Below are 25,282 nucleotides of genomic sequence, written 5' to 3'. Positions count from 1 at the left end.
TCTTTTACGCTTATCAGAAATATCCAATGGACTTCTATCGGTAATTGGGTTCCATTTGTGAATATTTCCCTGAAGAAACAGGTCTAACATATCATGAAAATTACGTATTCACGCATAAAATGAGTCAAAATGCCCTGTTTCAATCTGAGACTACAGAAATTGACAAAACTGAAGGGTACTTTGTATGATAGCTCTCGTATCAACGGCAAAAATTGGGATTGAAGTTAGGAATACGAAATCATAAATTTAAAATTTCTGTGTTATCTGACTTTTGAATTTGAAAAACATCTCATTTGTATGCTTTGCCGTTAAAAGCCGAATAACGCTTCGGACCGATTTTCGAGGTTACATGCCTGTACCGTAAATGTGGTATAAGCTCAATCCTTTGACGAATTTAAATGTTAAGTAGGGGGGAGGAGGCAAAAGAACTAAAAATGAGTATTCGTCCGTTTCAAATTGGACATCCCATGTCCGTATATGGAGCAATGGACCTATAACTCATACTTTATTCATTTGCCGACAGCGATGGAAATCATTTATCAAACCAACCGGACAATGCTTTTTGAAGAGATTAACCCGGAAAAGCTGGACCTGATCACCATTGTAGGTGATGTGAAGGGTATTGACAGCTTGAGCGATGAAAAGATCAAGGAAATTAATCAGCACCTTCTGGTGCGCAGCTTTGACGAATTTTTGGATAAGTTTTCACCAACCGTGTATTCGTTTTTTAACGCGGCCAATCAAAAAGTCGTTTACACCCTTAAAAAGCCAGAAGGAATTGATGAGGATAGCATTTCTGAAATTCGTGTAAATCAAAGTAATGACTTTCTGAAAATGTTGTTTACGCTCATCGATACCAAGCGCAGTCAAGGAATTACAAATGTAGATTTCAAATTTGAAAATCTGCTGGATATGATTTCACCGAAAAAGGTCATGGATGATATTCGTCAAGTCCGCAAAGAGATTCACTATATGTATGGTGAATACGACAAGCTGGATGATGGCGATCCAAAGAAACTCGACATGGGTGACAAGCTGAATGGAATGTTCGAGGAAGCGAGTCAGAACTATAACAATGTTATGGCTATGCTCCCACTGGCAATTGAGGACATCAAAACCCGCCTTCTGCTCGGTGGCGCCCAAGAGGAAAACTCCGGCGAGCTGATTCAGGTGGGTATGCTCTCCATTGGGGAAAGCGGCGAACTGAAAATTATTGAAGCGCCGAAGAGCGACAGTACTGAGCTGATGTTATTGGATGAGAACAGCACTGGCGATCTCTCCCAAGTATTCGAAGAGGATTATAACTCCATCACAGATACGCCTTCTGACTATGTGAAGGATTTGGTGGTTCGCACGTTTGTGCCACTGCCGGCTGTTCAGACCAAGGTGGATACAGCGGTTGAAGTTCAAAACTACAACACGTATCTGGAGTTCTATAAAAATGCCAAGGACGATTTCGTAAAGGCGGTTAAGCCGCTTGTGGAGAAAATTCTCGGTGTCAAAATGTTCTTCGATCAATATGCAACGAAGAGCAAAGGCATGCTGCCGACAATGCTGGTGGCGAACAACAAGCTGGACATGCTGGTGAAAAGCAGCAATATCCCGCGCCTGGAAACGTACCTGAATACTGTGAATGCTAAGAATGAATTCAGCGACACGATCTGGTTCGGTATCGTTCCATCCGTCGAGCTTGAAGCAGCCGGTAAGGTAAAGGTTTCACGTGAACGCTTCAAGGGCAACGAGAAGGTCGTTAAGCAGGGCGGAAATTCTATGGAATCGCTCTCGATGCTGCTGCAAGTCGTGAAGGATTACAAAATTCAAATGTTCTTTAATTTTGAATCCGGTGAAGAAACGACTTTCAACAGTATGGCGACAGCAGGTATCGACAAATATGTCGATAAATGTGCCAGTCTCGTTCGCAGAGAATATAGCGAATTTGCCATTCCTTGTGTACCGAACTTTACGATTATTCCGAAGGACAAATCGGGTGTCATTATCGACAGCAAAATGCTACAGACCGAAGATGGTGTACAGCTCTCTAAGGAGAAAGAGGATATTCTCAAGCTGTGGATCGAGGGCGTTTATGTGGGTGCAGCCTATGTTGCCGCCGGCTTGGTCGCTTCCTATCAGTGTCCTGAATACCTGCGTGAGACGTTCAAAACGGTCAATAAGAACTTCCCTGGCGTACGCTTCGACATTGAAGCGGGAGACAACAGTCTGCGCACGGTGACGACGATGGCCAAGGAAATCACCGGTTTCACCAACACGATCAAGGATGCCATCAACCGTAAAAACTTCGGCTTTGTATTCTCGTCGGAGAATGCCCAGATTCAGGATAAGGATATCCGCCGGATTACCGTCTACAAGGCGAGAAGCATGGCGATGTCCGAGGACGGTTTTGACTCCATCTACAAGACGCTGGTCAGCACGTACATTGAACGTATTTTGCGCTACCAGACAGGGGACTTCAAACACGAAAATATCGTCCGCTTCTTCAGTAACAATCCGAGCAGTCAGAAGAGCAAGTGGCTGAGCAGCAGAGGATCTGTTAACTCGATCATTCAGGACGGAGACGATATGAGCTTCATTATTGATGAGAAAAGCAATATGTGCCATATCGATCTGGTCTTCAACGGTAATGTGAAGAACCTGGAAGTCATGATCACTAAGGGAACCAGCTCGGTCAAATCATGATCCGAGCACTACGAAAGATGTTAGAGGCGTTTCTATCCAGAACCGCCTTTATACATAAATCGCGGAGAAGCTCTGCATCTCCCGCCATCATATTACCTAATTTCAAGGAGGCAACACACATGGGATTCAGATTGAAAGTAGAAGGACAAGAAACAATCGAGCTGGGCTTGGATAACATCCAAACGGTTATTTATGACACCGATACACCGGACGATTCCAATGCACGCTCCACTGACGTAGGCTCCACGCTGCGCATCAGCGGCAAAATCATCACAGCAGTAGATGGTGACAGCGCGGATGACACGCTGAAACTGGCTCTGTGGTCTCTGGTTCCTGCTGAAAAAGCAGACAGCTACCGTAAAGTAACACTGGAAGTTATCGCAGCTGATCAAGTTGTGCGTAAAATCCACTTCCCGAATGCTTTCGTTGTAGACTACAACGAGCACTTCGGCGACACAGAAGGTGTAGGTGCATTTACACTCTACATCAAACAAAAGAAAGACAAAACCGAGCTGGCTACAATCGACGGCGGATATCCGGTTTAAGCTTAACGTCTTCACGTTAAGTGCAGCTTAAACACACACTCACCCGGCACACAAGTGCAGGGTGGATAAATATTAAGAGGCCTACGGGTCTCTTAATATTTATTTTTTTCGGAGAGGGGAACATCACACAATGACCAACTACTATGAGCTGCTCGGTGTCAGCCGGGATGCTTCGGAGGCAGAGATTAAGCAGGCTTACCGTAAACTGGCCAAAAAGTATCATCCTGATACCAACCAGGGAAGCGAGGAAGCAACGCGCAAGTTCAAGCTAATTCACGAGGCTTACAATACCTTGCGTGACGAAGCATTGCGGCAGGCATACGATGCCGAGCTCATCCGAAAAACTGAGGGAGCTGGCGGGGAACAGCGAGAGAGAGGCAGAGGGGCTGCATCCTCCGGCGGTGCGCGTACGGCGGCAGCCAAAGGATTCAATCCGGCTGATATAGGAACTGATTTTGAGCAATTTTTTGGTTTTAATCCGAAAACGAAGGAGGGCTCACCAGGGAAAAAAACGAAAAAACCCGGTGATCCGACGGATACCTCAGCGATGTTTAACCAATTTTTCGGTATTCGTAAAAAGTGATGATTTCAGGATAGAAATGGGGGAAGCAAGCAGTGAAAACGGCGCAGAACAGATGGGTTTTCATCATAGATGTTGCCATGTTCGGGCTGATGCTGGCGATCGCCTTTTATGTGTTTAATCGTACAGGCTACAGCGGTTTGAAAACCGTGGTCGCGATAGGTATTGGAATCGGCGTGCTTGTATACATATTGCGCAATCTGGTGTCCGTTGTACCCGTGGCCAAGCCAAAGGCACAACGTCATCGGATTGCCAAGCTGGTGTTGATTGATGAAGAGGGCGAGTCCATTAAAGAATGGTATATCGAAGGCGAAACGTCGCTCTTAATCGGTAAAACAACGTCACGTTCAGAGGCGGATATTGATTTGGTAGGTACAGACTATGCCTCCCTGGTAAGTGTGGAGCACGCGGTGCTCAACCGGGTGAACAGCGACTGGTTTGTGGAGGATGTGGATTCCGGTAATGGTACAGGCTTGCGGTCTGCCAACGAAAGTGTAACCAAGAAGTTGGAAAGCGGTGAGCCATACCGGATTTACTCAGGTGACTTATTATATATTGCCAATACGAGACTGCTCGTTAAATAGATGAGGATGCTGCAAAATCCTTAGATCGCTGAAAAGACAATCATGACAATGGGGGAAGGAACCGACTATGAGTTTGACAAGATGCCCGAACGGACACATGTTCAGTACACGAAAGCACGGAAATACGTGTCCATATTGCAACACGGTAGTAAATGTAGCTGCACCCAAGAGCGCAGAGCCAGCAGCAAAAACAAACGTCGCGGGAGATAATGACAAAACAATGCCGTATTTGGGTGAGACAGTGGGCATTCATCCAGTAACTGGATGGCTGGTATGCATCGAAGGAGCACAGGTGGGTCAGGACTATCGCATTATGGCGGAGAAAAACTTTATCGGGCGCGCAGAGGAAATGCATGTCCGCATTATCGGGGATAACACGATTTCCCGCAGAAATCATGCTGTCATTGTGTATGATCCGAAGAAACGTAACTTTTACTTGCTGCCAGGCGATTCATCAGGTTTGGCGTACCACAATAACGAGGCGGTATATTCACCAGCAGAGCTGGCTGCCTATGACGTGATTCAGCTGGGACACAGCAAATTTATCTTTATCCCGCTGTGTGGCGCCCATTTTGAGTGGGATAACGAAAACTAGGACGGAATTGGGCAATGGTGCAGGGAGGTAACGATATGCAGCCTTATTTTGTTGTAAGTGGAGCTGCGGTAATATTCGCTGTTCTTCTCATGATCCGTATACGACTGACGCGAAGTTCCGGCAGCCGTACCGTGAGTGGAATTGAGATCGGAAATGGTCAAACGATCGGGAGCCGGAGCGAGCAGGATGATTATTTCTCCAGTATGACGACACCTGTCGGTACGCTGGCTGTTGTCGCAGACGGTATTAGTGGACTGGCCAATGGACGTATGTCCAGTACCTTGGCTGTGACGACTTTTACGAAGGCGTTTGCCAAGCTGGAAGATGCAACGAATTTGAACGGATATTTTGCAGAGGCGGCAACTCAAAGCAATCGCGGTATTTTGCAAAATTTGAATGGACAGGGCGGAGGAACGACGCTGGCTGCGGTCATTGTGTGCGGCTATCAGCTGTATTACGGAGCGGTGGGCGACAGCCTGATTACGATTTACCGCAATGGTCATTTCCAAACAGTCAATTCCAAGCATACAGCGGAAACACTGCTGGAGGAACGAGTGCTTGCTGGACAAATGACCTCGGAGGAAGCCAAAACGAGTCCAGTGCGTAATCAACTGGTCAACTACTTGGGCTATGAGGGCTTTGAGAGCATGGAGCTGGGTAGTGCACCGATTCGTCTGTATTCGGGCGATCATGTGCTGCTGTGCAGCGATGGCATTCAGGAGGCGCTGACGGAGATTGAACTGGAAGAGATTATGCGCAAGGGTGGAACACCACAGGAAACAGCGGATGCCATGATCGACGCCATTAATGATAAAGGCTTTAAAAGTCAGGATAATGCGACAGTACTTATTTTGGCGATAGGATGAAACAAGAAAGACGGGGGTAGCGATGCGCAAGGACAACAGCGATTTTAGTACCGCCTTTGTGTCGGAAGCGGGCTCTTACATAGACAACCGGGACTATTTTGCATTCATGGAGACGGACGACATGGCCTGTTATGTCCTCGCAGACGGTCTGGATTCGGATCAGGAGCTGCGCAGCGCAGAAATGGTTGTCAAAACGGTGCTGGAAAACTTCATGGAGAAGCCTTCCATGTCCAAACGGCGCTTGATGAGAGATCTGCGTGAAGCGCAGGAATGGCTGCAATTTGAAAGCCGTCGTGTTCGGCTCAAAGCCAGTCTGCTGATGGTAGTGACCAACTACAACAAAATGGTGTATGTTTCGTGCGGTAATGTGCGACTATATCATTTTCGCAATGGAAGGCTTAATTTTCGCAGTAAGGATCATAGCCTGGCTCAGTCATTGGCAGATGATGGACGCATTCCAGACGAAGCGACCAGCACACATGATGAACGAGGCAATCTGCTGGAATACTTGGGAAATCCCAATGGAGTTCATGCCCATTACGCCAAAAAGACGCAGCTTGCAGATGGAGATGTAATCCTGCTCGCTACGTCAGGGATGTGGGAGGACGTCGAGCTGGCGGAAATGCTGGGGGCGCTGGAGGAAGCGAAGGACCCGGTCATGCTGACGGACACATTGGAAGAGGTTCTGCTAAGCAAACAGCACCGGACGGTGAATAATTACACGGCAGCGGCCATTTATGTAAATAAAGTTTTTCAGGAAAAGCCTAAAAACCGTCGTAAGCTGATCAAACGGATTTTGATTGCGTTGCTTGTCTTTATTGTTGTGGGCGGGGGAGCATGGATTACGCTGGCTCGTATGGCTGCGAATAAGGCAGCTGCGCTGGAAACGATGATCGAATCAGCCCAAGCCGCAGACGATTATGCAAGGACAGGGGATTATGCGAAGGCGCTTAAGTCTTACAGCGAAGCGAAAAACGCGGCGGTTAAAATTAACGATAAGATTCACAAGCGACTGTATACTGCAGAGCAGAAACTGTCTCAATTAATGGTTGATGGTGACGGCTATGTGGAAAAGGCGGACTTCACCAAAGCAGAAGCCAGCTACGCTAAAGCACGGAAAAGTGCCGGGCTATATCCACCATTTAATGTGAAGGATATTGAGCATAAAATCGACCAATTGGACAGCTATGCCGAGACGGCGAGCTGGATGAAGGACGGAGATTTAAAATTTCAGGGCGGCGATTACACGAATGCGCTTAAGTTGTACAAAAAAGCAAACAAGGCTGCGATGGAATCCGGTTATACGTCCGCGCAAAAAGAACTGGAGAAGAAAATTACCGAGACCAACGATAAATTGACAGCTATTCAGCAGCAGCTCAAGGAGATTCAAGCTGGCAAACTTCAAGCCAAAGGGGATCGGATGATGAAGGATCTCGATTATGAAGGAGCCGTTGATGCCTATAGCGGGGCACAGGAAATTTATCAGGAGATTGATAAGCTCGAAAGTGTTCTGGCATTGGAGCGGAGCATAGCCAAGGCGGAGGAAAAGCAGAGCGCGGAGCAGCAGAAAAACGGTCAGCTTCCTGCTGCATTGGGATTGTCTAACGGAGCGTTGAACGACACGGACGCAGGGGACGCAGCGAGTGAAGCTTCATCTTCCGCTGCTGCAATCCCTGCTGCAGAATCGCAAACGAAGGCTGCGCCAACGGCTTCAGCGGGAACTACACCTGCGAAGAAGGAAGCCTCTTCGGCTGCAAAGAGCATGGGTACAGGCGATGGAACTGCCCCTTCGGCCAAGGTGGATACCAACAAAGAGCAAGGAACTGCTGATTCTGCTTCTAAAGCAGCAGGGGCGTCTGATTCAGAGAACCAAGATCGGGCTGCTGCGAACGGAAGTTAAGTTTTTCATGTTCAATGAAGCTGGAGCCGGAAAGGAGTGAGACGTCGTGAAAGAGCTGGTACAGGACCGTTTGAGCAAGATGGACGATTTAGAGCAGAGACGTTTACTGAAAAATATGATGGCGGGGGTATTTATGAACCTCGTCGAATATCAGGAAGAAATGACCCGCCAGCTAGAACGGCGGGTATTTGAGGAAATTGAGAATACGGAAGAAAAGATTGATGTGTACGTGTCATTGACATCGCGTGAGGACTATGACCCGATTCATGAATTTTTATATCCTGTGTTAGCGTCTGATACGGAGGAAAAGCAGATGGACATCAGCCGTGTGGCAGAGGTGGTACGCGAAGGCGGTGCGATGCCGCTGTTTACGCTTTTTCTTGAGATGGAGACCGAACGAATCTCAGCGCTGGTGCGCAGCAAGCGAATTTTCTCAGGAATGTTGGTCACGGAAACCGGCAATTATCCGATTCGTTTTCGTTTGGAGCATAACCGTTCTTATGTTTTGGAGATTGAGCAGTTATATCACACGTTTATGCAAAATGGCATGCCGTGGAAAACAATTAATCACCCGTACGCTTATAAGTTTGTGGACTGTGTATTGATTGGTGGAGACGGCGAGCCGGCTGCCCATGAAGAAATTCATGAAATTACAATTTCATTGGAGGAATTCGATGTTTTTAAGAAGGGCGACGTTTTTCCTCTTTGGAACATTGAAAGGCTATCTCTAAAGAACAGCGGTTTTCCTATACCCGCTATGGATCGTGTGAATTATGAGCATGTGCTGCCTTTGCGAAAAACAGGTCCTGAGCATGGTTATTTGATTGACGGGACTGAAGGTGATATCCGGTATATCAAGCGTACAGAAGAGGAACTGACGATTGTCACACCACGTGATAAGTCTGGCGAATGGAATGTGTTGAAGGTTACGAAGCCTGTTACAACGAGACTTAGTCGTCAGACTTATCCGTTATTGTCCAATCGGCGACAGGACAGCTTTTTGGGCCGCTATGCAGGAAAACAGGCCGTGATTGTCCGTGCCAAAGCGGAAATCATGCGCATCGTAAACTCGTTTGAAGCAGCGCAGGGGCTGGAGCTGGAACGTGTGGACATCTGGGGAGGTGCAGGGAGAAATGATGTAAGCAACCTGTTAACCAAAACCCAGACGTATCCATTAAATCCGTTTGTCAGCGATAACGTGCGGACAGAGGAAGGCAAGCAGATCATGCGTTTGGGGTTCAGGCGTGGTTCTGACGATGTTTTGCCCACCGCGCCTGCTTATATTTTATCCGATTTAATGAGCTTTCTGGTATCGGAAGTGCAGATGTATTTTCCGGAGTACAAGTGTGAAGGAGAATGGGTGTGAATTACGTCTGGGATTTGCTCATGCGCGCGAGGGAACAGGGGCTGGATGTAGATAAATTCCGCTTCGTACCCGCTGTCAGCTACTCTCCGTATATGGAGCTTAGTCTGGCAGAGTTGAATACTTCCCATTTGGAGCAGGTAGTGGAAATAAATCCGTACTACCGCTTTTATTCTATTTTTCGGGATCTGTTTCCACCGGATGCTGAAGAGTATCTGGAGCTGAGAGAATCGCTATTTGATATTATGATGCATTTTCTGGCGGAAATGGACTTGTATCAAGGGATGAATCGGCGGGAGTACCATATCCGGTTTGTTCGGTGTGATATTGCAGAGGGCATTTTTGGCCCGAAGGTAAAGGAAGGCTTTGGACAATTAAACCGTGAGGATCAGGACGCGATTGCTGAAGGACTGCTGCGCCTGTATGAGACGGGAGAAGCCGTACATCTGCTAAAAGAAACGATGCGGCGCGTCTTTCATCGCTCAATCATTTACACCAATTGTGAGGAAAAAGACGAACTGCTCATCTATATCGGCCAAGAGGAGACACCGTTGTCACGGATTAAAGTGGATTTGATTCTGGATTTGTTTCTTCCGGCACGTTTTACGACGGAATTGTATTGGACAAGTCATTTCGGCATTTTAGAGGAAGATCCTACGATGAAAATAGACGCTATCGCCCTCTATTAAGGCTAAATGGCTAAGAAAGGACATGTGAACGATGAACGGACCCTATACATACAGGTTGCTAGACCCGCTCACCGATCGAAAAAGCATACGCTTCACGGCGAAATACACGCGGGCGGAATTGGAACAAATGACGACCTTTCAGTTACGCGGAATATGCGATAAGGAACGACTGGTCGAGGGCTTTGCCAATCGCCTGGCACGTGAAGAATTGATTCGCGTGATTTTGCGTTTTCGGAGCGCGGAAGAGCATTTACTCATCACAAGGCCGAACCCTGGCGGTTTTGAACGCATGGAATCGGCTCTACAGCGAAACTGGAACGACCGTCGGCAGGAGAGCAGCGGTATCCGGGTTCCCGCTAAAATCACGCTGTATCAGGGTGTACGCACAGGTCGCATGGACAACTACCGGATCGAATCCGATTTGCCCTGGCTGAGCTCATCTAATGTGCTGCTGGTGAATACGACAGGAGAACTGTGCGGTGTTTTGAATTTGGTGAAGGATGAGGGACGAACAGGCGTATATTATCTTTCTCGTCATCGCGACGCTGAACTGCGAGAGACGTCCAATCATAGTTATAGCCTGCTATTTCTGCGAAGACAGGAATCAGAATATTTTTATAACCTCTACTATGGAGATAAGCCGATGCTGCCGCTGAAGCTTCAAGGTCACCGGGTTCCGGTGGCAGAGCTGATCATTCGAGGCACGGAAACTACAGATGCGGTACTTGCGATTGATTTTGGCACCTCTAACACCACAGCAGGTGCTTATTTGGATAGTTCCTACGTTACGGCCCCTGATACAGGTATGAGCAGCACAGTAAGGCTGAACGCCATCAATTATGTGTCATTCCCCGGCCCAGAAGGGGCAGAAGGCGACTGGATCGAAGTATTGCCGACTGCTATTCGCGTCGCAGACTGCTCCAATCCGGAACATATCCTTTATGTATTTGGGGAGGATGCATTACGTGGATCTGACGTGGCAGGCAGCCGTGCGACAGTATTACGGGGAATCAAGCGGTGGGTCAACGACTACAAGCGAATCGAGGAATTAATGGATTCCGAGGGGAATACAGCAACTGCCTCCCGCAGCGATATTTTAGCTGCTTTTATCCGTTATGTGATTGCTACAGCCGAGCAGCAATTTAAGTGTCGGTTCCGCAATCTGCACTTTTCTGCTCCGGTCAAGCTGCAGCCCCAATTTATAGAGATGTTTAGCGATATTTTGCCTGATTACCGGATTGAAGCGGAGGATGCGTTGGACGAAGGGCTGGCGGTGCTGTACAACACGCTGGCAGACCAGATGGAACGAGGGACTTTTGCGGACGGTGAGGAGTACCAGGCACTTGTCATTGATTGTGGTGGAGGCACGACAGATTTGTCTTCCTGCCGATTCCGAATTGAGGACGGACGTATTGCTTACAAGCTGGATATTCACACAACGTATGAAAATGGGGATACCAATTTTGGCGGAAACAATCTGACGTATCGGATTATGCAGTTTATGAAAATTGTATTTGCAGGTTATTATGCTGCGGAGACTCGTTTGCCTGACACCGATATTGATGCCCTGATCGGTATTCCTTCGGGAGATTTGTACCGTCATGTGGATGAGTTTGGTGTAGATGCTGTATATGCGGGACTGGAGGAACGCTACCGTGAGGCAGAGGCCATCTTGCCTACCGCGTTCAAACAGTATGAGCATGCTACACGAGATGAATATCAGCGGGTACTGAGTAATTTTCATCTGTTGTGGAGCGCGGCAGAAAATATGAAAAAGGAATTTTTTCTACGTACGGGGATCTTGCGCAGCCGCTTCGAATCCGAGCAGGTATTATCTGCTGAAAGCGACCTGAACATTGCAGTGATGGATCGTTGGCTGGTTTCAGTCATCGAGAACGGACGGTTTCGTGATGAATATGGTTTGCCTGATGTGGTGTTTAACATTCGGGAGATACAGCAACTTCTTAAGGCAGACATCTACAATATTGTGCGCAAGTTTCTGGATGATTTTTATCTGGAGGGGCGCTTGCAGGATTATTCGATTATCAAGCTAACCGGGCAGTCCTGCCGGATTGACGTATTTCGCGAAGCACTCAAGGAATTTGTACCAGGGCGCAGTATTGAGTTTCGTCAAAAGGCAGAGGACCTCAGCCGGGTACCTGAGTTGAAAATGGCCTGTCTGCGCGGGGCTATCCGTTACCTGAACGCTAAAAAAATGGGCACGATTGAGCCTGTCATTACCAATCATATTCCGGCTATTCCGTATACGGTCAGCGCATGGACACATACGGGACGCGAGAAGGAGCTGATTGCGAGTTTGGAGAGCAACCGGGTACGCGGTTCTATTTCCCGGCCGTCCCATGCGGCTGAGGTGGAGTTCTTCCTGACGGCCGACGGTGGCAAGCTGCGTCAGCGGCATGTGTATCGTAGTCGGCCAGAAGCTTTTGAACCCATGCCGTATGAGGAAATTGCCGTGTTGTATGGGCGGGATATCCCGCAAGATGATACGGACTCCATCCGCAATGAGGAAACGAAATATTTTGTTTTTGTCGGGGATAGCCGCTGGGGCTTTTATGTGGTCCCGATTACCCGTCGAGATGAATTGTTGCATCTGGGTCCCAAACGCTTTTTTGCCTTCGAAAATGATCTCTCCGAGCTGGATTTCTTTGACGGCACGAAATAATTGAATAAGAAAAGTAAACACATTTGGAGGGGACAGCATGCTGTATGCGGGTTTTTGGAAACGCACCTTAGCTTATATCATCGATAGTCTTATTCTATGGTTTGTATTTTTAATAATTGGATTGATCTGGATTGTAATTCGGGCCTTAGGGGATTGGGTACCCTCTCCAGCAGAAAGCTCTTTGGTCTCACACGGATCGCCTTATATTTTTACAATGAAAACAATAGGACAGACCTTGCTGAATTGGGTGGCTATATGGCTATATTATGCGCTTATGGAATCATCCAAATGCAAAGCCACGGTGGGCAAGCTGGCTCTCGGCATCGTTGTGGTAGATGAGTTTAATCACAAGCTCAGCTTTGGACGTGCAAGTGCCCGCTACTGGAGTAAGCTTATATCGGTCATCATTTTGTTCGTCGGCTTTATCATGGCAGCCTTTACGGCGAGAAAACAGGCCCTCCACGATCTAATCGCCCGTACCTATGTTGTGGACAAACGCGAGCTGGACTATATCCTTCGTGAGCAGGCTCAACGGGGAGCCGGGATGTAAAGGTGGATAAATAGATTCTAAGATTATTATGAACCGTAGTTTTCAATCAGGGGGAGCACGATGGATATACGCAGATTTTTAGAAAAGAATATTCGCCTATTTACTGGATTACTTGGAGTAAGTAAAGCTCAACCCATCGATGATGCAGTTCCTGTTCCGCCTCCTGCACCCGGTGTGAATCGGCTATCTGTTCCCCTAAATAAAGAAGAATAGAGAAAGGAGGGGAGCACCATGTTAACGCATATCGTTCCGAAGTTTGAGAAGGGCCGTATTCTTAAAACCGAGATGCTAGAGAACCTGCGAGATTACCCGCGCAGTTTTCTGGATATCCGGTATCAGGATTTTTCGGATGGCATTATTACCGGAATGAACGTGACTGTCGGGGAATACACGCTGACCATTGGTAGAGGCATCGTGAAGCACAAGGACAGACTATATCTGCTGGAGCAGGAGCAGGAAGTACCGTATACGGCCACGGGGCGGCTATCGGTGTTGAAGCTGCTCTTTTTGGAACAAACAGATCGCCCGGATTTCACAGCCCATCATGCAGATATCGTGCTGGAGGATGAGGCAGAGATCGGTCTGGATGAGATGGAGCTAGGTCGATTCAAGCTCAAAGATGGAGCCGTGCTTCGCTCGGATTATCAGGATTTTGCTGACATAGCTACCGAATTCAATACATGGAGCGATATTTATGCTCCTTTTGCGGGTTTGAAGCAGAGTACATTGCGCCCGGAGACGATGCGCTACTTCGCATCCGAGCTGCTTAAAAGTGGTGCCACAGATCCGATGGATTGTATGTTTGCGCTTTTGTGCCTGAACCTGGAATCCGTGGACAGAGAATCTATCCAGCATTACATTGCAAACCGAAATGGGGCGGAATACAGAGATTATTCTCATGCTCAGTTGCATAGACAGCTAGTTCTTATTCTAGAAGGCGCCGGACGTGGAAAACGAACAGCAGGCCGTTGGCAGGGCGGCGGAGCCGGACGGATGATTGTAGATTAGAAAATCAGGTAGAGGAGTGTGCATTATGAAATATGAGGATGAAAAGATTTTGGATCAGCTCCGTGAGATGGAGAAGCTGAAGAGGCCTAACAATATTTTAGCAGGACCCATAATCATTGACGGTCAATCCTATGTGTTTGAAGAACGATCTTTCTTTAAAGATCAGCTGAAAATGCATGTCCCCTCTATCTTTACTCCAATGCCCAAGCATTTGCAAAAGATTAAATATCCTCATGAGCAACGTCCAGAAATGATTTTGACGAATGATTTGGGCAGTGTGGATGTTACCCTGAATCGGGTGGACCAGACGTTACAAGATGAATGGGTGGAACAGCTCACTTCTGGCATGAAGGCCATGATGAAAAATATGAATCCTGCCCACGTATTTTATGAAGAAAAAATAGAAGAGATACATGGTAAGCAGATTGGCTATTTTGACTTTAAAAGTCCTGCGCTGGACCAGCCCATCTACCACAATATGTTCTACTTTGAGCTGGAAGGAAAGACGGTCATGGGAACATTTTGTTGTCCGTATAAGCAGTATGCTGAATGGCGGGATGTCGCCCTGCAGATGATTCGTACCATTCAAACGGTTGACGAGGCAGAAAAGGAGGGATATGAATGAGTAACCCCATTTACACCACAGCAGATGTTCAGGTGGCCCCTTATCAGTTTCAGCGTGTATTAAGTATCCATCTCATTAAACAGTTAAACGAACATGTGAGCTTCTGCATACGTGGAATTGTTTCGGAGGACAAGCTGGATCAATACGTAGAAAAAGCGGATGAAGATGAGCACATTGAAGTCTTCTTAAAAAGTGAAGGCAAGGAGATCCGGTTTTTTCAGGGAATCGTCACGAATATTGCTGTAAAAGCTGTAAACGGAGTACGCGAGCTTACGATTGAGGCTAGCAGTGAAACCTTAATGATGGATATTCGCCCAAAACGTCGTTCATTCCAAAAAACAGGAGAGTCGTATAACAAACTGTTTTCGCATGTTACAAGTTCATATACTGATGCAGAAGTGATTGATGAGGCTTCTCATGGCGCAGCTATCGGTGAATTATTAGTGCAATACAATGAAACGGACTGGGCTTTTGTCAAAAGAATTGCTTCTCGGCTACATGCTGCTTTAATTCCAATTACGATGCAACAAGGACTGAAATATGTGATTGGTGTCCCCCATTCTAGTGCCCCTCAACCGCTGAACGAACATAACTATTCCATAAAAAAAGACTTGAAGGAGCACAAGCTCATGTCCCGCAACGGACTGCCGGAATATGGCGAGTCTAACAGCTTGAGCTATGAAGTGACCAGCAACAAAGTGCTAGAACTCGGTAGTTCCGTCATTTTTCATAAAAGAACTCTTTACATAGCCAAGGCGGAAACGACCACAGAAGGAAATCTGATCGTGAATCGTTACATTTTACGAGATGCACATGGGTTAAAATGCCCAACCGTCTATGCCTATGATCTGTCAGGAGCCTCTCTGTTTGGCAAGGTGATTGATATTTCCAAAGAAAAAGTGAAAATCAAGCTGGAAATTGATCAAGACTCGACTGCATCCGGGGCTATGTGGTTTCCCTATTCTACGGTTTATTCTTCTCCTGATGGCAGCGGCTGGTATGTTATGCCAGAAGCAGGGGATCAAATTCGTCTGTACTTTCCGGATGAACGGGAGCAGCATGCTTTTGCCGCCAGTTCTGTCGATCTTGCCTCCTCTGATCCGGTTAAAAGGAGTGATCCTGCGGTCAAAAGTATCAGCACCAGGTACGGCAAACAAGTCGTTTTCAAGCCTGGTGCAGTAGAAATTATCAACAGTGGGCAAATGCTCATGCGTCTCACGGATGAAGGCGGGATTGAAATTAATAGTAACAAAAAAATAACCCTGTCTGCTCAGGAAGATATCCAAATTACAGGGGGAGCGAAAATTATTATGGAGGGGAAAGAAGGCGTAAGTTTTATTCAATCCGGAGCCAAACTCGACATCATGGACGATGTGAGATTAACCGGGGGTAAGGTGAACATTGAATGAAGCTCATGGATCGGGATGCTGCGTTGCAGGATTTGCTGGAAAAGCACGTATTTACGGAATGGCTACATGATTTGGCACTTATTGAAAACAACTTTCTGGCACGGCAGCAAGCCATTGAAGAGGAGCTTTTAGCAGCTTTAGAGTCGCTATGCCAGCTCGCTACCCTTCAGCACGAGCAAGGTCGCAAGGGGGATATTCGATATATTTATATCTCCTTGCTCAGAACCCGTGTTATGAAAAATAGAGCGGTTTATCGTATAGACGCCTATGATGAGAATTGGTTTCTGGATGAGGCTGAATGCGCTGTGGAATGGTCGGCAAACTTTGTTTTCGAGCCTCTGTTCAATCGCATGGCTAAGCTGGAAAAGCTCAAGTCCGATTATGCCCGTAAGATTAAGACGATGGATATTGAGCAAATTCAACAAATTGAAGCGGTTAAATACCATCTGCTCACCGTTGAGTTTCTGAAAAGTCAGATGCCCGCCTTCGTTGCTTCCCCTTCACTAGAAAGGTTGCCGAAAGCTGACATATGCACGATATTTGCCGGAGAGTATCGAGATGATAGCGAAATATTGTGCCGTTTTACGCATAGTGAGGGAGCCGAGACACGAGAGGGGGAATCTTCATGGATTATTTCCTCTTAAAGCAGGATGTGCGGTATACCAATGTTCCTACGCTACAAAAGGTGATGGAAACGATTGATCCGTGGAAGCTGTATGATTTGCAGCCGGAGGATATTGTCAAGCCATTGATGTTTCACGTGAAGGCAGATGCAGAAAGTATTTTTATTGATTATCTAGAAGGTCCCATTCCTCTTATTTCAGATGCTTTAAAGCGTCTTGTCCAGGCCTATGTGCCGGAGATGCCTATGAAATTAACGATACTTACTCAGATCGAACAGAGGATACAGAAGAATTACTATATTCCTTTTGTGGAGCGGCTCACAGCTGTACATCCGGAAAGTGAATGGAATTTGGATCAAAGTGTGTTTCGAAAGCTGGTATTACAAGCAGATGCTATTCGGAGCCACAAGATATTTACAATCCAGGAGAGTGCTATCCCGATGATCATTGTCCGTTTAGACGTGGCGGAAAGTATATTGCGGCGTGATTACACAGGGATCGCTTTGGAGCAAGTCGAGGTGAAATAGGGAGGGAAAGGGCACATGTCAGACAATGAGTATTATGTCGTACGGGGGGCCTGTATGCGTTGCACTTGCGGGACCCATCCTCGAAAGATCAACTTGCCGAACAGCCACGGGGCTTTTGTTAATGGTAAACCCATGATGAATGAAGGAGATTATTCTCCTGAAAATGTTCCTCATTTTGGAATTTGTAATAGTCCGGAACAGCCGAGTGCCGAAACTATTTATCTGATCGCCGAAGATGGCTCTACTATTTCTGGAAAGCCATGCCTGCCGATGCTGACGGATAAGTGGAAAAACACAAAAGAACAGACAAAGGTGGAAGGCCAGCCAGCCTTGACGACCTCTTCATTTCAGACTTGTTTATATCATGGATTTATCGAATTTCATACGAATGGCCAGCAGGAGGAGTAGCTGGAAGGGAGGTTTGAAAACATGATAGGATATGATCAGATTCGAATAGATTCCCCCTACCCCATTCAGGTCTTAAAGGATGTTCAGATCGAGTGGAAGCTGGGTGAGCATGGACGTATTACACTCACAGGCATTTGTAAGGAGTCGAGTCATGCCACGGCTGCGCTGGATGCGACCTCAGAGGATCAGCTACATGTGTATGCGCAGAATGGACAAGAAGAAATCAGCTTGTTTAAGGGTGTCGTCCATACGGTGGAAGTTGAGAACCATAATGGTGTATATACACTTACACTGGAAGGAATCAGTGGCTCATTTGAGCTGGATATTGTCAAAAGAAAGCGGTCTTTTCCTGAGGAAAAACAAACATACAAGCAGTTAGTAAATAAGCTTGCTCAAGGCTATGCACGAAGTGATGTGCTGTATCAAACCGGGGAGCAGTCGGTGGGCGAAGCCATTTTACAATATGATGAAACCGATTGGGAGCTTATGAAACGGATGGCGAGCCGTTTACATACAGTGGTGGTCAGCGACATATGGGAGTCCGCAGCGCCGAAGCTGTATTTCGGCATGCCTGCTGGCACCCAACGAACGATTCGGAAGGATACGCCTTATACGGCAAGTAAAGATTTAAAGGGCTATCAGTGGGCAGGCGGAACGTCAGCCGGGCTACATGATACCGACTTTTTCAAATACGAGATCGAAAGCGGAGAACGGTATGCTCTTGGAGACGAGGTACAATTTCGCCAGAAAACGATGATTGTAACTGAATTGCGAAGCCGCATGGAAAAGGGTCATTTGCTATTCAGTTATGTGTTGGCCCGCGCGGAGGGCATTCGCAGTGATTTCATTCCCAATTCCAAAACGATCGGAATTTCTCTGGAAGGAGAGGTTCTCGCGGTTCGGGGAGAGGAAGTGAAGCTGCGGCTGGCGATTGATAAGGATGACGGGGTATCTGAGCCGCATTGGTACCCGTTCGCTCCCCCAACGGGAAGTGCGATGTACAGTATGCCGAAGGTGGGAACACAGGCAAGCCTGTATTTTCCAGATGCGTCTGGTTCCAGAGCAATGATTTTGGGTGCGGTTCGTACAAATGGAGACGGTTGTGCGAAAACGAGTAATCCCAATGATCGATATTTTGGTACGGAGCATGGAAGTGAGCTGAAAATGGCACCGGGTCGCATCCATATCATGGGTGATCCGGGTGGGACATTGCAGATGAGTCTGGACGATGCTACTGGGATTGAAATAACTAGTCCCAAAAAGCTAACACTAGAAGCAGAGCAGGAAATCATTCTGAATACGCCGAAGAAAATCATTATTGACGGAACAAGTCAGGTCATGGCGTACCAGACGGGAGGAAGCACGGGGCTTTCGGTAGAGAACGAATACCACGTGTTGGGAGGAAATGTATGGGCGGACGGTAGCGACCGAACCGCGTACCCGCCGTTCGACGATGAGCCGAAGGAAGGGCAGCCACCTCCACCGCCGCCACCCCCTGAACCGTTTAACTGGGGCAAGCTGGGGATGAATATTTTGGGCGGTTTGGCGGTTGTCGCAGCCGTAGCCGTGGTAGCAGCCATTACGGTAGCGACGCTTGGAGCGGGTACGGTGGTCATTGCGGCGGTAGCCGGAGGAGCACTGCTGGCGGGTGGTTTGGGCGTAGCGAGTTTGGCGGCATCGGATATCGCTCGAGGGGAAGTGAGCGACTTTAGTGACTATGCCCTGACCGGCTTAAAAGAAGCGGGGATCGGGGCAGTGTCTGGAGCGATCTTTGGTCCACTCGGTGTAGGAGGAACGTTGCTAAGAAAAGCAGCGATCGGCGGTGTAACAAATGCCGCGGAAAATTTGGCGAGTCAGGTGCTAAGTGGTGAAAAGATCAACTGGGGCTCAGTAGCAAAAGACGCAGGACTAGGTTTTGTCACCGTAGGCGTACTGGATTCCAAAGTAGGCAAGGCCATCGGCGGATTCGCGGAAAAGGTAGGCAGCAAGGTTACACCGCAATGGATTAGCAAAGGTGTAGATGCAGTCGGGGCAGGCTTTGGCAAAGCTCTAACCAAGCTGGAGCAGTCCGGCAGTAAACTGGGTCAGAAGTTCAATGAGCAACTAAGTAAAATGGCAGACGGCCTCAGCCCCGGGAAGTTGGCCACAGCCAACGGAGCGCCAGTTCCGCACGTTAATAAGATGGACAGCGGACCACTTCCACAGACGGATGTGCAGAAGAATTACAACAAGGTCATGAAGGAAATGGAAGAGAGCGCGGCGAAAAAGGTTGAGGGAACGGGGAAAGTATCCCAAGCTAAACAGCAAGAAGCTTATGAGAAGGCTATGGAAGAAGCAGCTAGAAAGCAACCTCCATATACTAGGAAACCTAACACGCCAAGAAACTATAAAAAGAAAGTTCGCAATGAGGATGGTACAACCTCTTACACTTTTACTTCTGTAAAAAATGGTAATAATTACCTAGTTGCGTATGATAAAGAAGGCTTCCCTATGTTTGATTCAAAATATGATCTTTCTTTACCTGAAAAATATTACTTAGAGCCGGATAGTGTACAATTTGAATATCTTTCAAAAAAGCTATATGATGATATAGCTAAAAATCCAAAACTTGCTGAAAAATTCAGCGCAGATGAATTAGCCTTATTAAAAGAAGGCAAAGTTCCAAAAACTTTAACTTGGCATCATCATCAAGATCCAGGAAAAATGCAAGTAGTTGATTATTTTGAACATCAAGCTGCAGGACATACCGGTGGAAGAGCGGTTTGGGGTGGCGGAAAACCAGGTAGAACGGGGAAACTGAAAAATAAAATACTGGAGATGTTAATATGGGATTGAAAAAATGGCTTTTTGCAGAGGGGCCAGTCGATGACGCTACTATAGCTGCAACTGAGCAACTTTTTCAAGTGACTTTCCCTCAAGATTATAAGGAATGCGTTAAAAATTTTAATGGTGGTTATCCCGTACCTAATAACTTTGATTATGATAACGGCGCACAAGGAGTATTTAATGATTTGATTAGCTTTACCAATAGCGAGCTAAATATTACAATGTTTCGTGAGTTTGCACAGGATTCTTTCACCAAAGGAATTATTCCTTTTGGGAGAGACCCATTTGGCAACTTACTTGGTTTTGATTATCGCTTTAATAAAGAAGTTCCGTTAATTATATTCTTTGATCATGAAGAGATAGGGGAAGAAGCTATAACACCTGTCTGTGATACTTTTACGGAGTTACTTGATAAATTGTATTCTATAGAATAGTGGGTGGGATTTTATGAATATAGAATTTGAATTTTCATTTAAACCAATTAAAAATCAAGAATTAGAAACTTTTGAAGAAACGTTTAATCTTATCTTGCCAAATGATTATAAGAATTTTTTACTGTGTCATAATGGAGGTAAGACTGTTCGAAGAAGATTTGAAACAAAAGATAAGACAATAACATCGTCAATTATGTTATTTCTTCCACTAAGTAAAGAAACGGAGAATAATTTAGAATATTACTATGAAAAATATAATATTGGGAAAATAATTCCTTCTAATTTTATCCCTTTTGGTGTAGATCCTGCAGATAGTCTTATATGTCTTTCTATAAATGGAGAGGACCAAGGAACAGTCTATTTCTGCGATTTGGATTATATTGAGGAGGACAACGGGTTAAAGCAAGAATTTATTAAATTAGTATCCCAAAGTTTTAGCGAGTTTGTAAATTCACTCTTCAAGCCAGATTAATTCTAAAATATAGTAAGTCCCTAATATGGAATAGGACTCTCTAAAGTCCAAAATTCCCTTTAGGGCTTTTTTTTTTACTCTAGCTGCTACCTTGGGGGTGGTGAGGAGATGGCGCAATGTCAACGGTAGCTCCGATTACAGTCACAACACGACCATAAATGGTGTCACTACAGTGAAGGAAATAGTGATATCGCTAAAGTTAGACAAGTGATCTGTCCCAGCCTCGGAGCGAGCTTTGGCAAAGATGTAAACAAGCTGGAGCAGACCGGCAGCTAACTGGGTCAGAAATTTAAATGGACAACAGAGCCTCTGTTCCATCGGTTCCACACGTTAATAAGATGGACAGCGTACGACTTCCACAGACAGATATGCAGAAGAATTACAATAAGGTCATGAGTTATAAGTTTACGCAAGAAGAAGCGGATTAGCTTGCTAAAAAGGTCTTGTCAAAGTTCATAAAGATTCAAAGTAGTGCTCTAAAGATAGCAAGCTGTTACCGTCGATAGAAAAATAGGTAGCATTGATATTAGATTTAGTGGGAAATCGGGACAGAAAGGGTTGGGAAAGCAAACAATTAAAGAACACGGTAAAATTCCTGTATCTAACCTATTGCGTAGATAGATAAGAACTGTGTTGAGTTTAATGCAACTAATCATCTGTTGATAAAAGAATTAAATCTAGAGGATTTGGCACTATGGATTATTTATTTGAATTGTATTTAAGGAAAAAATAAATAATGGAGGGAAACATTTTTAAGAGCGAAAAGATTAAAAAATACTTCAAGGAAAATGGTTGGTATGAAGGAAGGAAAATTGATATATCACATTATAAGGACATGTATCAAAAGTACAATATTACGCCAAATCCCTTAGCATTAAATATATTGGGGGAATTTGGAGGTATAAATTTGAAATTACCATCCAAAGGCTCGAATTATTATACATCTTTAATACTTGATCCAAGTGAAGGCGAGGTAACATTCGAAGAGTTAAAAGAATTTGAAGAAATAATTGGTGAGAAGTTGACACCTTTGGGTTTCTTTCCTAGAAGTACACTCGATATTTATATTTCAGACTCAGATAAATTTTATTTTGCTGGTTCATATGAATTTATGTATATTGTTTTTATAGGTTTCGATTTTTATGAAATGTTAGAAGTTTATTTTAACAAGGAATATCTAGACCAAGATAAATTCCCTAATTTATTTCCTGAGGATTAATTTATAGTACTGTAGATCAAATATAAAATAGCCTACGTACTACCACGAAAGTAGAATATACTGAATTAATACGATTAATAAAAGCTAATAACTTAGCCACAGACTTACTCCACTCGAAATTTGAGTTGAGGTAAGTCTTTTTTTGCAAACCGTATCAAAAGCTAGAAGTAGCAGAGAAATAATCGATTACAATTTAGTAGCGAAAGTTGCGAAAATGGATAAAGGCATACTTTCATAGACTGAGGCTTTTAGAGTGTTGCTGCGAGAGTTGTCAGTAAATATACAGTATAAACAAAACTTGTAGTTAGACAAGGCGCATAGTACAAAATTAATAATATTTATTTCTAATTATAGTGTTTTATGTAGGGAAAATGAATATTCATTTTAGAGTTCGGAGATAACATTTATGAAGCACTAGATACTTAAAAAATGCAAGGAAACATTTAAGGACTTTATGGTTGATAATGGTAATTTAAATGATAAATAAACTGAGTGAGGTTAACATATGACTTTTTCGCAAAGAACTATTAATGTTTTAAAAGATGCTGGTTGGTATTCTGAAAGAAAAGTAGAGACCAGCTCAACAATAAACTTTTTAGAAAAAAAAGGATTTGAAGTATTTGATCCTGCTAAAGAGGCATTTGAACATTTCGGAGGACTAGAGTATTCAGTGCCTAGTGACGAATCAGATGACTTTCAGATAGGTCCTGAATTTTTAAGGGAAGGAATCGAAAGGAAACACTATCGCAGGTATGAAACGATAATTGGAGAAGAGCTAGTTGTAATCGGATTGGCATATGACGATAATGCAACTATGTTTATGTCTAAGACAGGAAAAGTATACGGTATCATGGACGATTATTATATTTGGAAATTTGGCAATAATATATATGAAGCTATGAATAATTTATGTGAGAGTAAAGAAGTAAAGGTAATTAGTGAGGAATGAAGCTAAGTATTTAACAAAGTCAACTAAGCAATAAATAACTTCAGTTTTAATAAACTTTTAAAGCTTATTCCGTTTTGAATCAATGGGGGAATAGGCTTTTTTTCTGTATACCCAAAATAAAAATGGAAAGGAACTACATGGAGAAGAAATGGCGATAGTAAAAGTAATTTTGCCAATCTCAAGTATTGCTTTTTTTAAGGGCGCGGGAATTAAGGTTATCATACTTATTGGTGCTGCTTGTGCAGGTATGTTTGGTGTAATAGGCAAGTTTTTCGCCAAATTATTTCGCAAGAAAAAATCTGTATCCATGTACAATGTAACGAACGCTCAGGATCAGTCAGAAACACTACAGTAAAGATAAAGAAACACTCCATAAAATAACTGATAAAAAGGGGACGGTGATTGAGCGAAAAACACAAACTCAGGCAGCCTGAGAAGCACGACCTGGATACGTAACTTGGACGGAACAATATGAACAGATGATCATGGAGACGATAGACCCGTGAATCATCTGTTTTTCGTTTATTTTATCCCTTGTAATAATTTCGGTACACCGCGGGCGTTGTGCCTTCATATTTTTTGAATATTTTAATGAAATATCCCGGCTCATTGAAGCCGAGCTCGCTACTGATCTGAGATACAGGAATATCTGTAGCTTCGAGCAATTGCTTCGCCCATTTAATCTTCAGGCGGGAAAGATAGCTGGAAAAGTTCTCCCCCGTTTCCTTGGCAAACAGCCGACTAAAATAGCTTGGGCTAATGTGGCACAAGTCAGCCATGGCTTTGAGAGAAAAAGTTTCACCCTTGTGCTGAAAAATATATTCAAAGGCGGGTTTTAGTACGGGATTTCCGCACGGAATATCCACATCTCCTGAGGAATTCAGATAGGCATCTGCTAAGAAATTATTCATTTCTTTCTTAAGGCTTTCGATATGCTCCAACGAGTAGCCAGGAAGGATCTCGGACAACTGCAGAGTGGACTGTGTGGCCGACGCCTTCTCGAACATTTCTGCGAGAAGATTTTTGTTCATGGCTTCTTCAACAATATAATTACACAATAAGGATAACATGTTGGAGATCGTCTGAATTTCCTGATAGGTCATGGATGGCAGATCGGCGTAGTCGTTCTTAAGTTCCTCCCATTTGGAACTGTACAGTTTTTCATTTTTTGACGTGAGGATTTGCTCCAGCTGTAAGGCGCTCGAAGGATCGGCTAAGCGGACCTGACCTGCCATGACGGCGCCGATGTACTTATCGTCAATAATGATCGGTACCGCGATGTCGACGATGTCATAATGACAGAGATAAATATAAGGTTTGTTGGAACGCACCGCTTCAAGACCGCCGCGAGAGTCACATTTTTGGCAGTAGGGAAGGAGACTCTCATCCTGGCGAACCTTCTTGCAGAACGATTGGCATTGGCTGTGGCTAGTTACGGGATTCCCTTTATAATCGACGGTGAGAATGGCTAATTTGGTAACGGATGCTAATGAATCCTGCAACTGCTCCCACTTTTTCAAATCAAAGATTTTCTGGATGCTCAAATGTTCACGTATCAAGATTCTCATCCCTTAATGGTAAATTATCCTGTAAGCGATAACAAAAAAGTACAATTTGTGATCTTCAGTGCAAAAAAATACGATTGTAGATTATAATATATTCCTTGATTCCTCCAATGTAAAGTTTACATGGTTCGGTTATAGTTTTAATCAGAACGAAGCCAACACAATCAT

25 protein-coding genes are annotated in these 25,282 nt (G+C 45.1%); 24 read left to right on the top strand and 1 reads right to left on the bottom strand.

Going from position 1 to position 25,282, the window contains the following annotated elements; translation table 11 throughout:
- Nucleotides 1-525 precede the first annotated feature (525 nt).
- The 24 genes from MKX30_RS07580 to MKX30_RS07465 all read left to right on the top strand — a co-directional run bounded on the left by MKX30_RS07580 (nt 526) and on the right by MKX30_RS07465 (nt 23,904).
- Nucleotides 526-2,694: a hypothetical protein gene (locus MKX30_RS07580; RefSeq protein WP_023989860.1), complete on the top strand. Its 2,169-nt coding sequence runs from the start codon at nt 526-528 to the stop codon at nt 2,692-2,694.
- Between the two features lie 119 nt (nt 2,695-2,813).
- Complete coding sequence (locus tag MKX30_RS07575) at nt 2,814-3,239, top strand: hypothetical protein (protein ID WP_013311475.1); 426 nt, start codon at nt 2,814-2,816, stop codon at nt 3,237-3,239.
- Between the two features lie 130 nt (nt 3,240-3,369).
- Nucleotides 3,370-3,822 (top strand): J domain-containing protein, encoded by a 453-nt coding sequence (locus MKX30_RS07570; protein WP_341062699.1) that lies wholly within the window; start codon nt 3,370-3,372, stop codon nt 3,820-3,822.
- Nucleotides 3,823-3,854: 32 nt separating this feature from the next.
- Nucleotides 3,855-4,403 (top strand): FHA domain-containing protein, encoded by a 549-nt coding sequence (locus tag MKX30_RS07565; RefSeq protein ID WP_028542469.1) that lies wholly within the window; start codon nt 3,855-3,857, stop codon nt 4,401-4,403.
- A 67-nt stretch (nt 4,404-4,470) separates the two neighbouring features.
- Nucleotides 4,471-4,998, top strand: a complete 528-nt coding sequence (locus tag MKX30_RS07560; RefSeq protein ID WP_025720819.1) for an FHA domain-containing protein — start codon at nt 4,471-4,473, stop codon at nt 4,996-4,998.
- A 35-nt stretch (nt 4,999-5,033) separates the two neighbouring features.
- Nucleotides 5,034-5,864, top strand: coding sequence for a PP2C family protein-serine/threonine phosphatase (locus MKX30_RS07555; protein ID WP_341062697.1), 831 nt, complete (start codon nt 5,034-5,036; stop codon nt 5,862-5,864).
- A gap of 22 nt (nt 5,865-5,886) precedes the next feature.
- Nucleotides 5,887-7,764: a PP2C family protein-serine/threonine phosphatase gene (locus tag MKX30_RS07550; protein ID WP_341062696.1), complete on the top strand. Its 1,878-nt coding sequence runs from the start codon at nt 5,887-5,889 to the stop codon at nt 7,762-7,764.
- A gap of 46 nt (nt 7,765-7,810) precedes the next feature.
- On the top strand, nt 7,811-9,130 hold the full coding sequence (locus tag MKX30_RS07545; protein WP_068942028.1) for a normocyte-binding protein: 1,320 nt from the start codon (nt 7,811-7,813) through the stop codon (nt 9,128-9,130).
- On the top strand, nt 9,127-9,816 hold the full coding sequence (locus MKX30_RS07540; protein WP_025720815.1) for a hypothetical protein: 690 nt from the start codon (nt 9,127-9,129) through the stop codon (nt 9,814-9,816). The genes MKX30_RS07545 and MKX30_RS07540 overlap by 4 nt, the downstream gene beginning before the upstream one ends.
- A 31-nt stretch (nt 9,817-9,847) precedes the next feature.
- A complete protein-coding gene (locus tag MKX30_RS07535; RefSeq protein ID WP_053325936.1) occupies nt 9,848-12,499 on the top strand; it encodes a molecular chaperone in 2,652 nt (883 codons plus the stop codon).
- Nucleotides 12,500-12,536: 37 nt separating this feature from the next.
- Nucleotides 12,537-13,049, top strand: coding sequence for an RDD family protein (locus MKX30_RS07530; RefSeq protein ID WP_341062694.1), 513 nt, complete (start codon nt 12,537-12,539; stop codon nt 13,047-13,049).
- A gap of 60 nt (nt 13,050-13,109) precedes the next feature.
- Nucleotides 13,110-13,262, top strand: a complete 153-nt coding sequence (locus MKX30_RS07525) for a hypothetical protein (RefSeq protein ID WP_023989850.1) — start codon at nt 13,110-13,112, stop codon at nt 13,260-13,262.
- Nucleotides 13,263-13,280: 18 nt separating this feature from the next.
- Nucleotides 13,281-14,057 carry a DNA and RNA helicase gene (locus MKX30_RS07520; RefSeq protein ID WP_341062693.1) on the top strand — a complete coding sequence of 259 codons (777 nt, stop codon included), beginning with the start codon at nt 13,281-13,283 and terminating at the stop codon, nt 14,055-14,057.
- A 25-nt stretch (nt 14,058-14,082) separates the two neighbouring features.
- Nucleotides 14,083-14,682, top strand: coding sequence for a hypothetical protein (locus MKX30_RS07515; RefSeq protein ID WP_341062692.1), 600 nt, complete (start codon nt 14,083-14,085; stop codon nt 14,680-14,682).
- Entirely contained in the window at nt 14,679-16,091 is a 1,413-nt protein-coding gene (locus tag MKX30_RS07510) for a phage tail protein (protein ID WP_053325933.1), read from the top strand. The genes MKX30_RS07515 and MKX30_RS07510 overlap by 4 nt, the downstream gene beginning before the upstream one ends.
- Nucleotides 16,088-16,735 (top strand): hypothetical protein, encoded by a 648-nt coding sequence (locus MKX30_RS07505; protein ID WP_076295852.1) that lies wholly within the window; start codon nt 16,088-16,090, stop codon nt 16,733-16,735. The genes MKX30_RS07510 and MKX30_RS07505 overlap by 4 nt, the downstream gene beginning before the upstream one ends.
- Entirely contained in the window at nt 16,717-17,241 is a 525-nt protein-coding gene (locus MKX30_RS07500; protein ID WP_028542476.1) for a hypothetical protein, read from the top strand. The genes MKX30_RS07505 and MKX30_RS07500 overlap by 19 nt, the downstream gene beginning before the upstream one ends.
- 15 nt (nt 17,242-17,256) lie before the next feature.
- Nucleotides 17,257-17,649 carry a DUF4280 domain-containing protein gene (locus MKX30_RS07495; RefSeq protein ID WP_023989844.1) on the top strand — a complete coding sequence of 131 codons (393 nt, stop codon included), beginning with the start codon at nt 17,257-17,259 and terminating at the stop codon, nt 17,647-17,649.
- 21 nt (nt 17,650-17,670) lie between these two features.
- The gene (locus tag MKX30_RS07490) at nt 17,671-20,484 is read left to right on the top strand and encodes an HNH endonuclease (protein WP_341062689.1); all 2,814 of its coding nucleotides are present in this window, start codon (nt 17,671-17,673) and stop codon (nt 20,482-20,484) included.
- Entirely contained in the window at nt 20,475-20,909 is a 435-nt protein-coding gene (locus MKX30_RS07485; protein WP_028542478.1) for an SMI1/KNR4 family protein, read from the top strand. Before MKX30_RS07490 ends, MKX30_RS07485 begins: the two co-directional genes overlap by 10 nt.
- A 13-nt stretch (nt 20,910-20,922) precedes the next feature.
- Entirely contained in the window at nt 20,923-21,381 is a 459-nt protein-coding gene (locus tag MKX30_RS07480; protein WP_028542479.1) for an SMI1/KNR4 family protein, read from the top strand.
- Between the two features lie 736 nt (nt 21,382-22,117).
- Complete coding sequence (locus MKX30_RS07475; RefSeq protein WP_341062687.1) at nt 22,118-22,600, top strand: SUKH-3 domain-containing protein; 483 nt, start codon at nt 22,118-22,120, stop codon at nt 22,598-22,600.
- A 505-nt stretch (nt 22,601-23,105) separates the two neighbouring features.
- Nucleotides 23,106-23,549 carry an SUKH-3 domain-containing protein gene (locus MKX30_RS07470; RefSeq protein ID WP_028542481.1) on the top strand — a complete coding sequence of 148 codons (444 nt, stop codon included), beginning with the start codon at nt 23,106-23,108 and terminating at the stop codon, nt 23,547-23,549.
- 148 nt (nt 23,550-23,697) lie between these two features.
- A complete protein-coding gene (locus MKX30_RS07465; RefSeq protein ID WP_341062686.1) occupies nt 23,698-23,904 on the top strand; it encodes a hypothetical protein in 207 nt (68 codons plus the stop codon).
- A gap of 172 nt (nt 23,905-24,076) precedes the next feature.
- Here the strand turns inward: MKX30_RS07465 and MKX30_RS07460 are convergent, their stop codons facing one another.
- Nucleotides 24,077-25,108 carry a PocR ligand-binding domain-containing protein gene (locus MKX30_RS07460; RefSeq protein WP_341062685.1) on the bottom strand — a complete coding sequence of 344 codons (1,032 nt, stop codon included), beginning with the start codon at nt 25,106-25,108 and terminating at the stop codon, nt 24,077-24,079.
- Between the last annotated feature and the right edge of the window lie 174 nt (nt 25,109-25,282).

The organism is Paenibacillus sp. FSL P2-0173, assembly GCF_038008045.1.
Classification (GTDB): Bacteria; Bacillota; Bacilli; order Paenibacillales; family Paenibacillaceae; genus Paenibacillus; species Paenibacillus polymyxa_B.
Note: the sequence above shows the minus strand (reverse complement) of the source record. Positions and strands in the feature narration are given on the sequence as shown.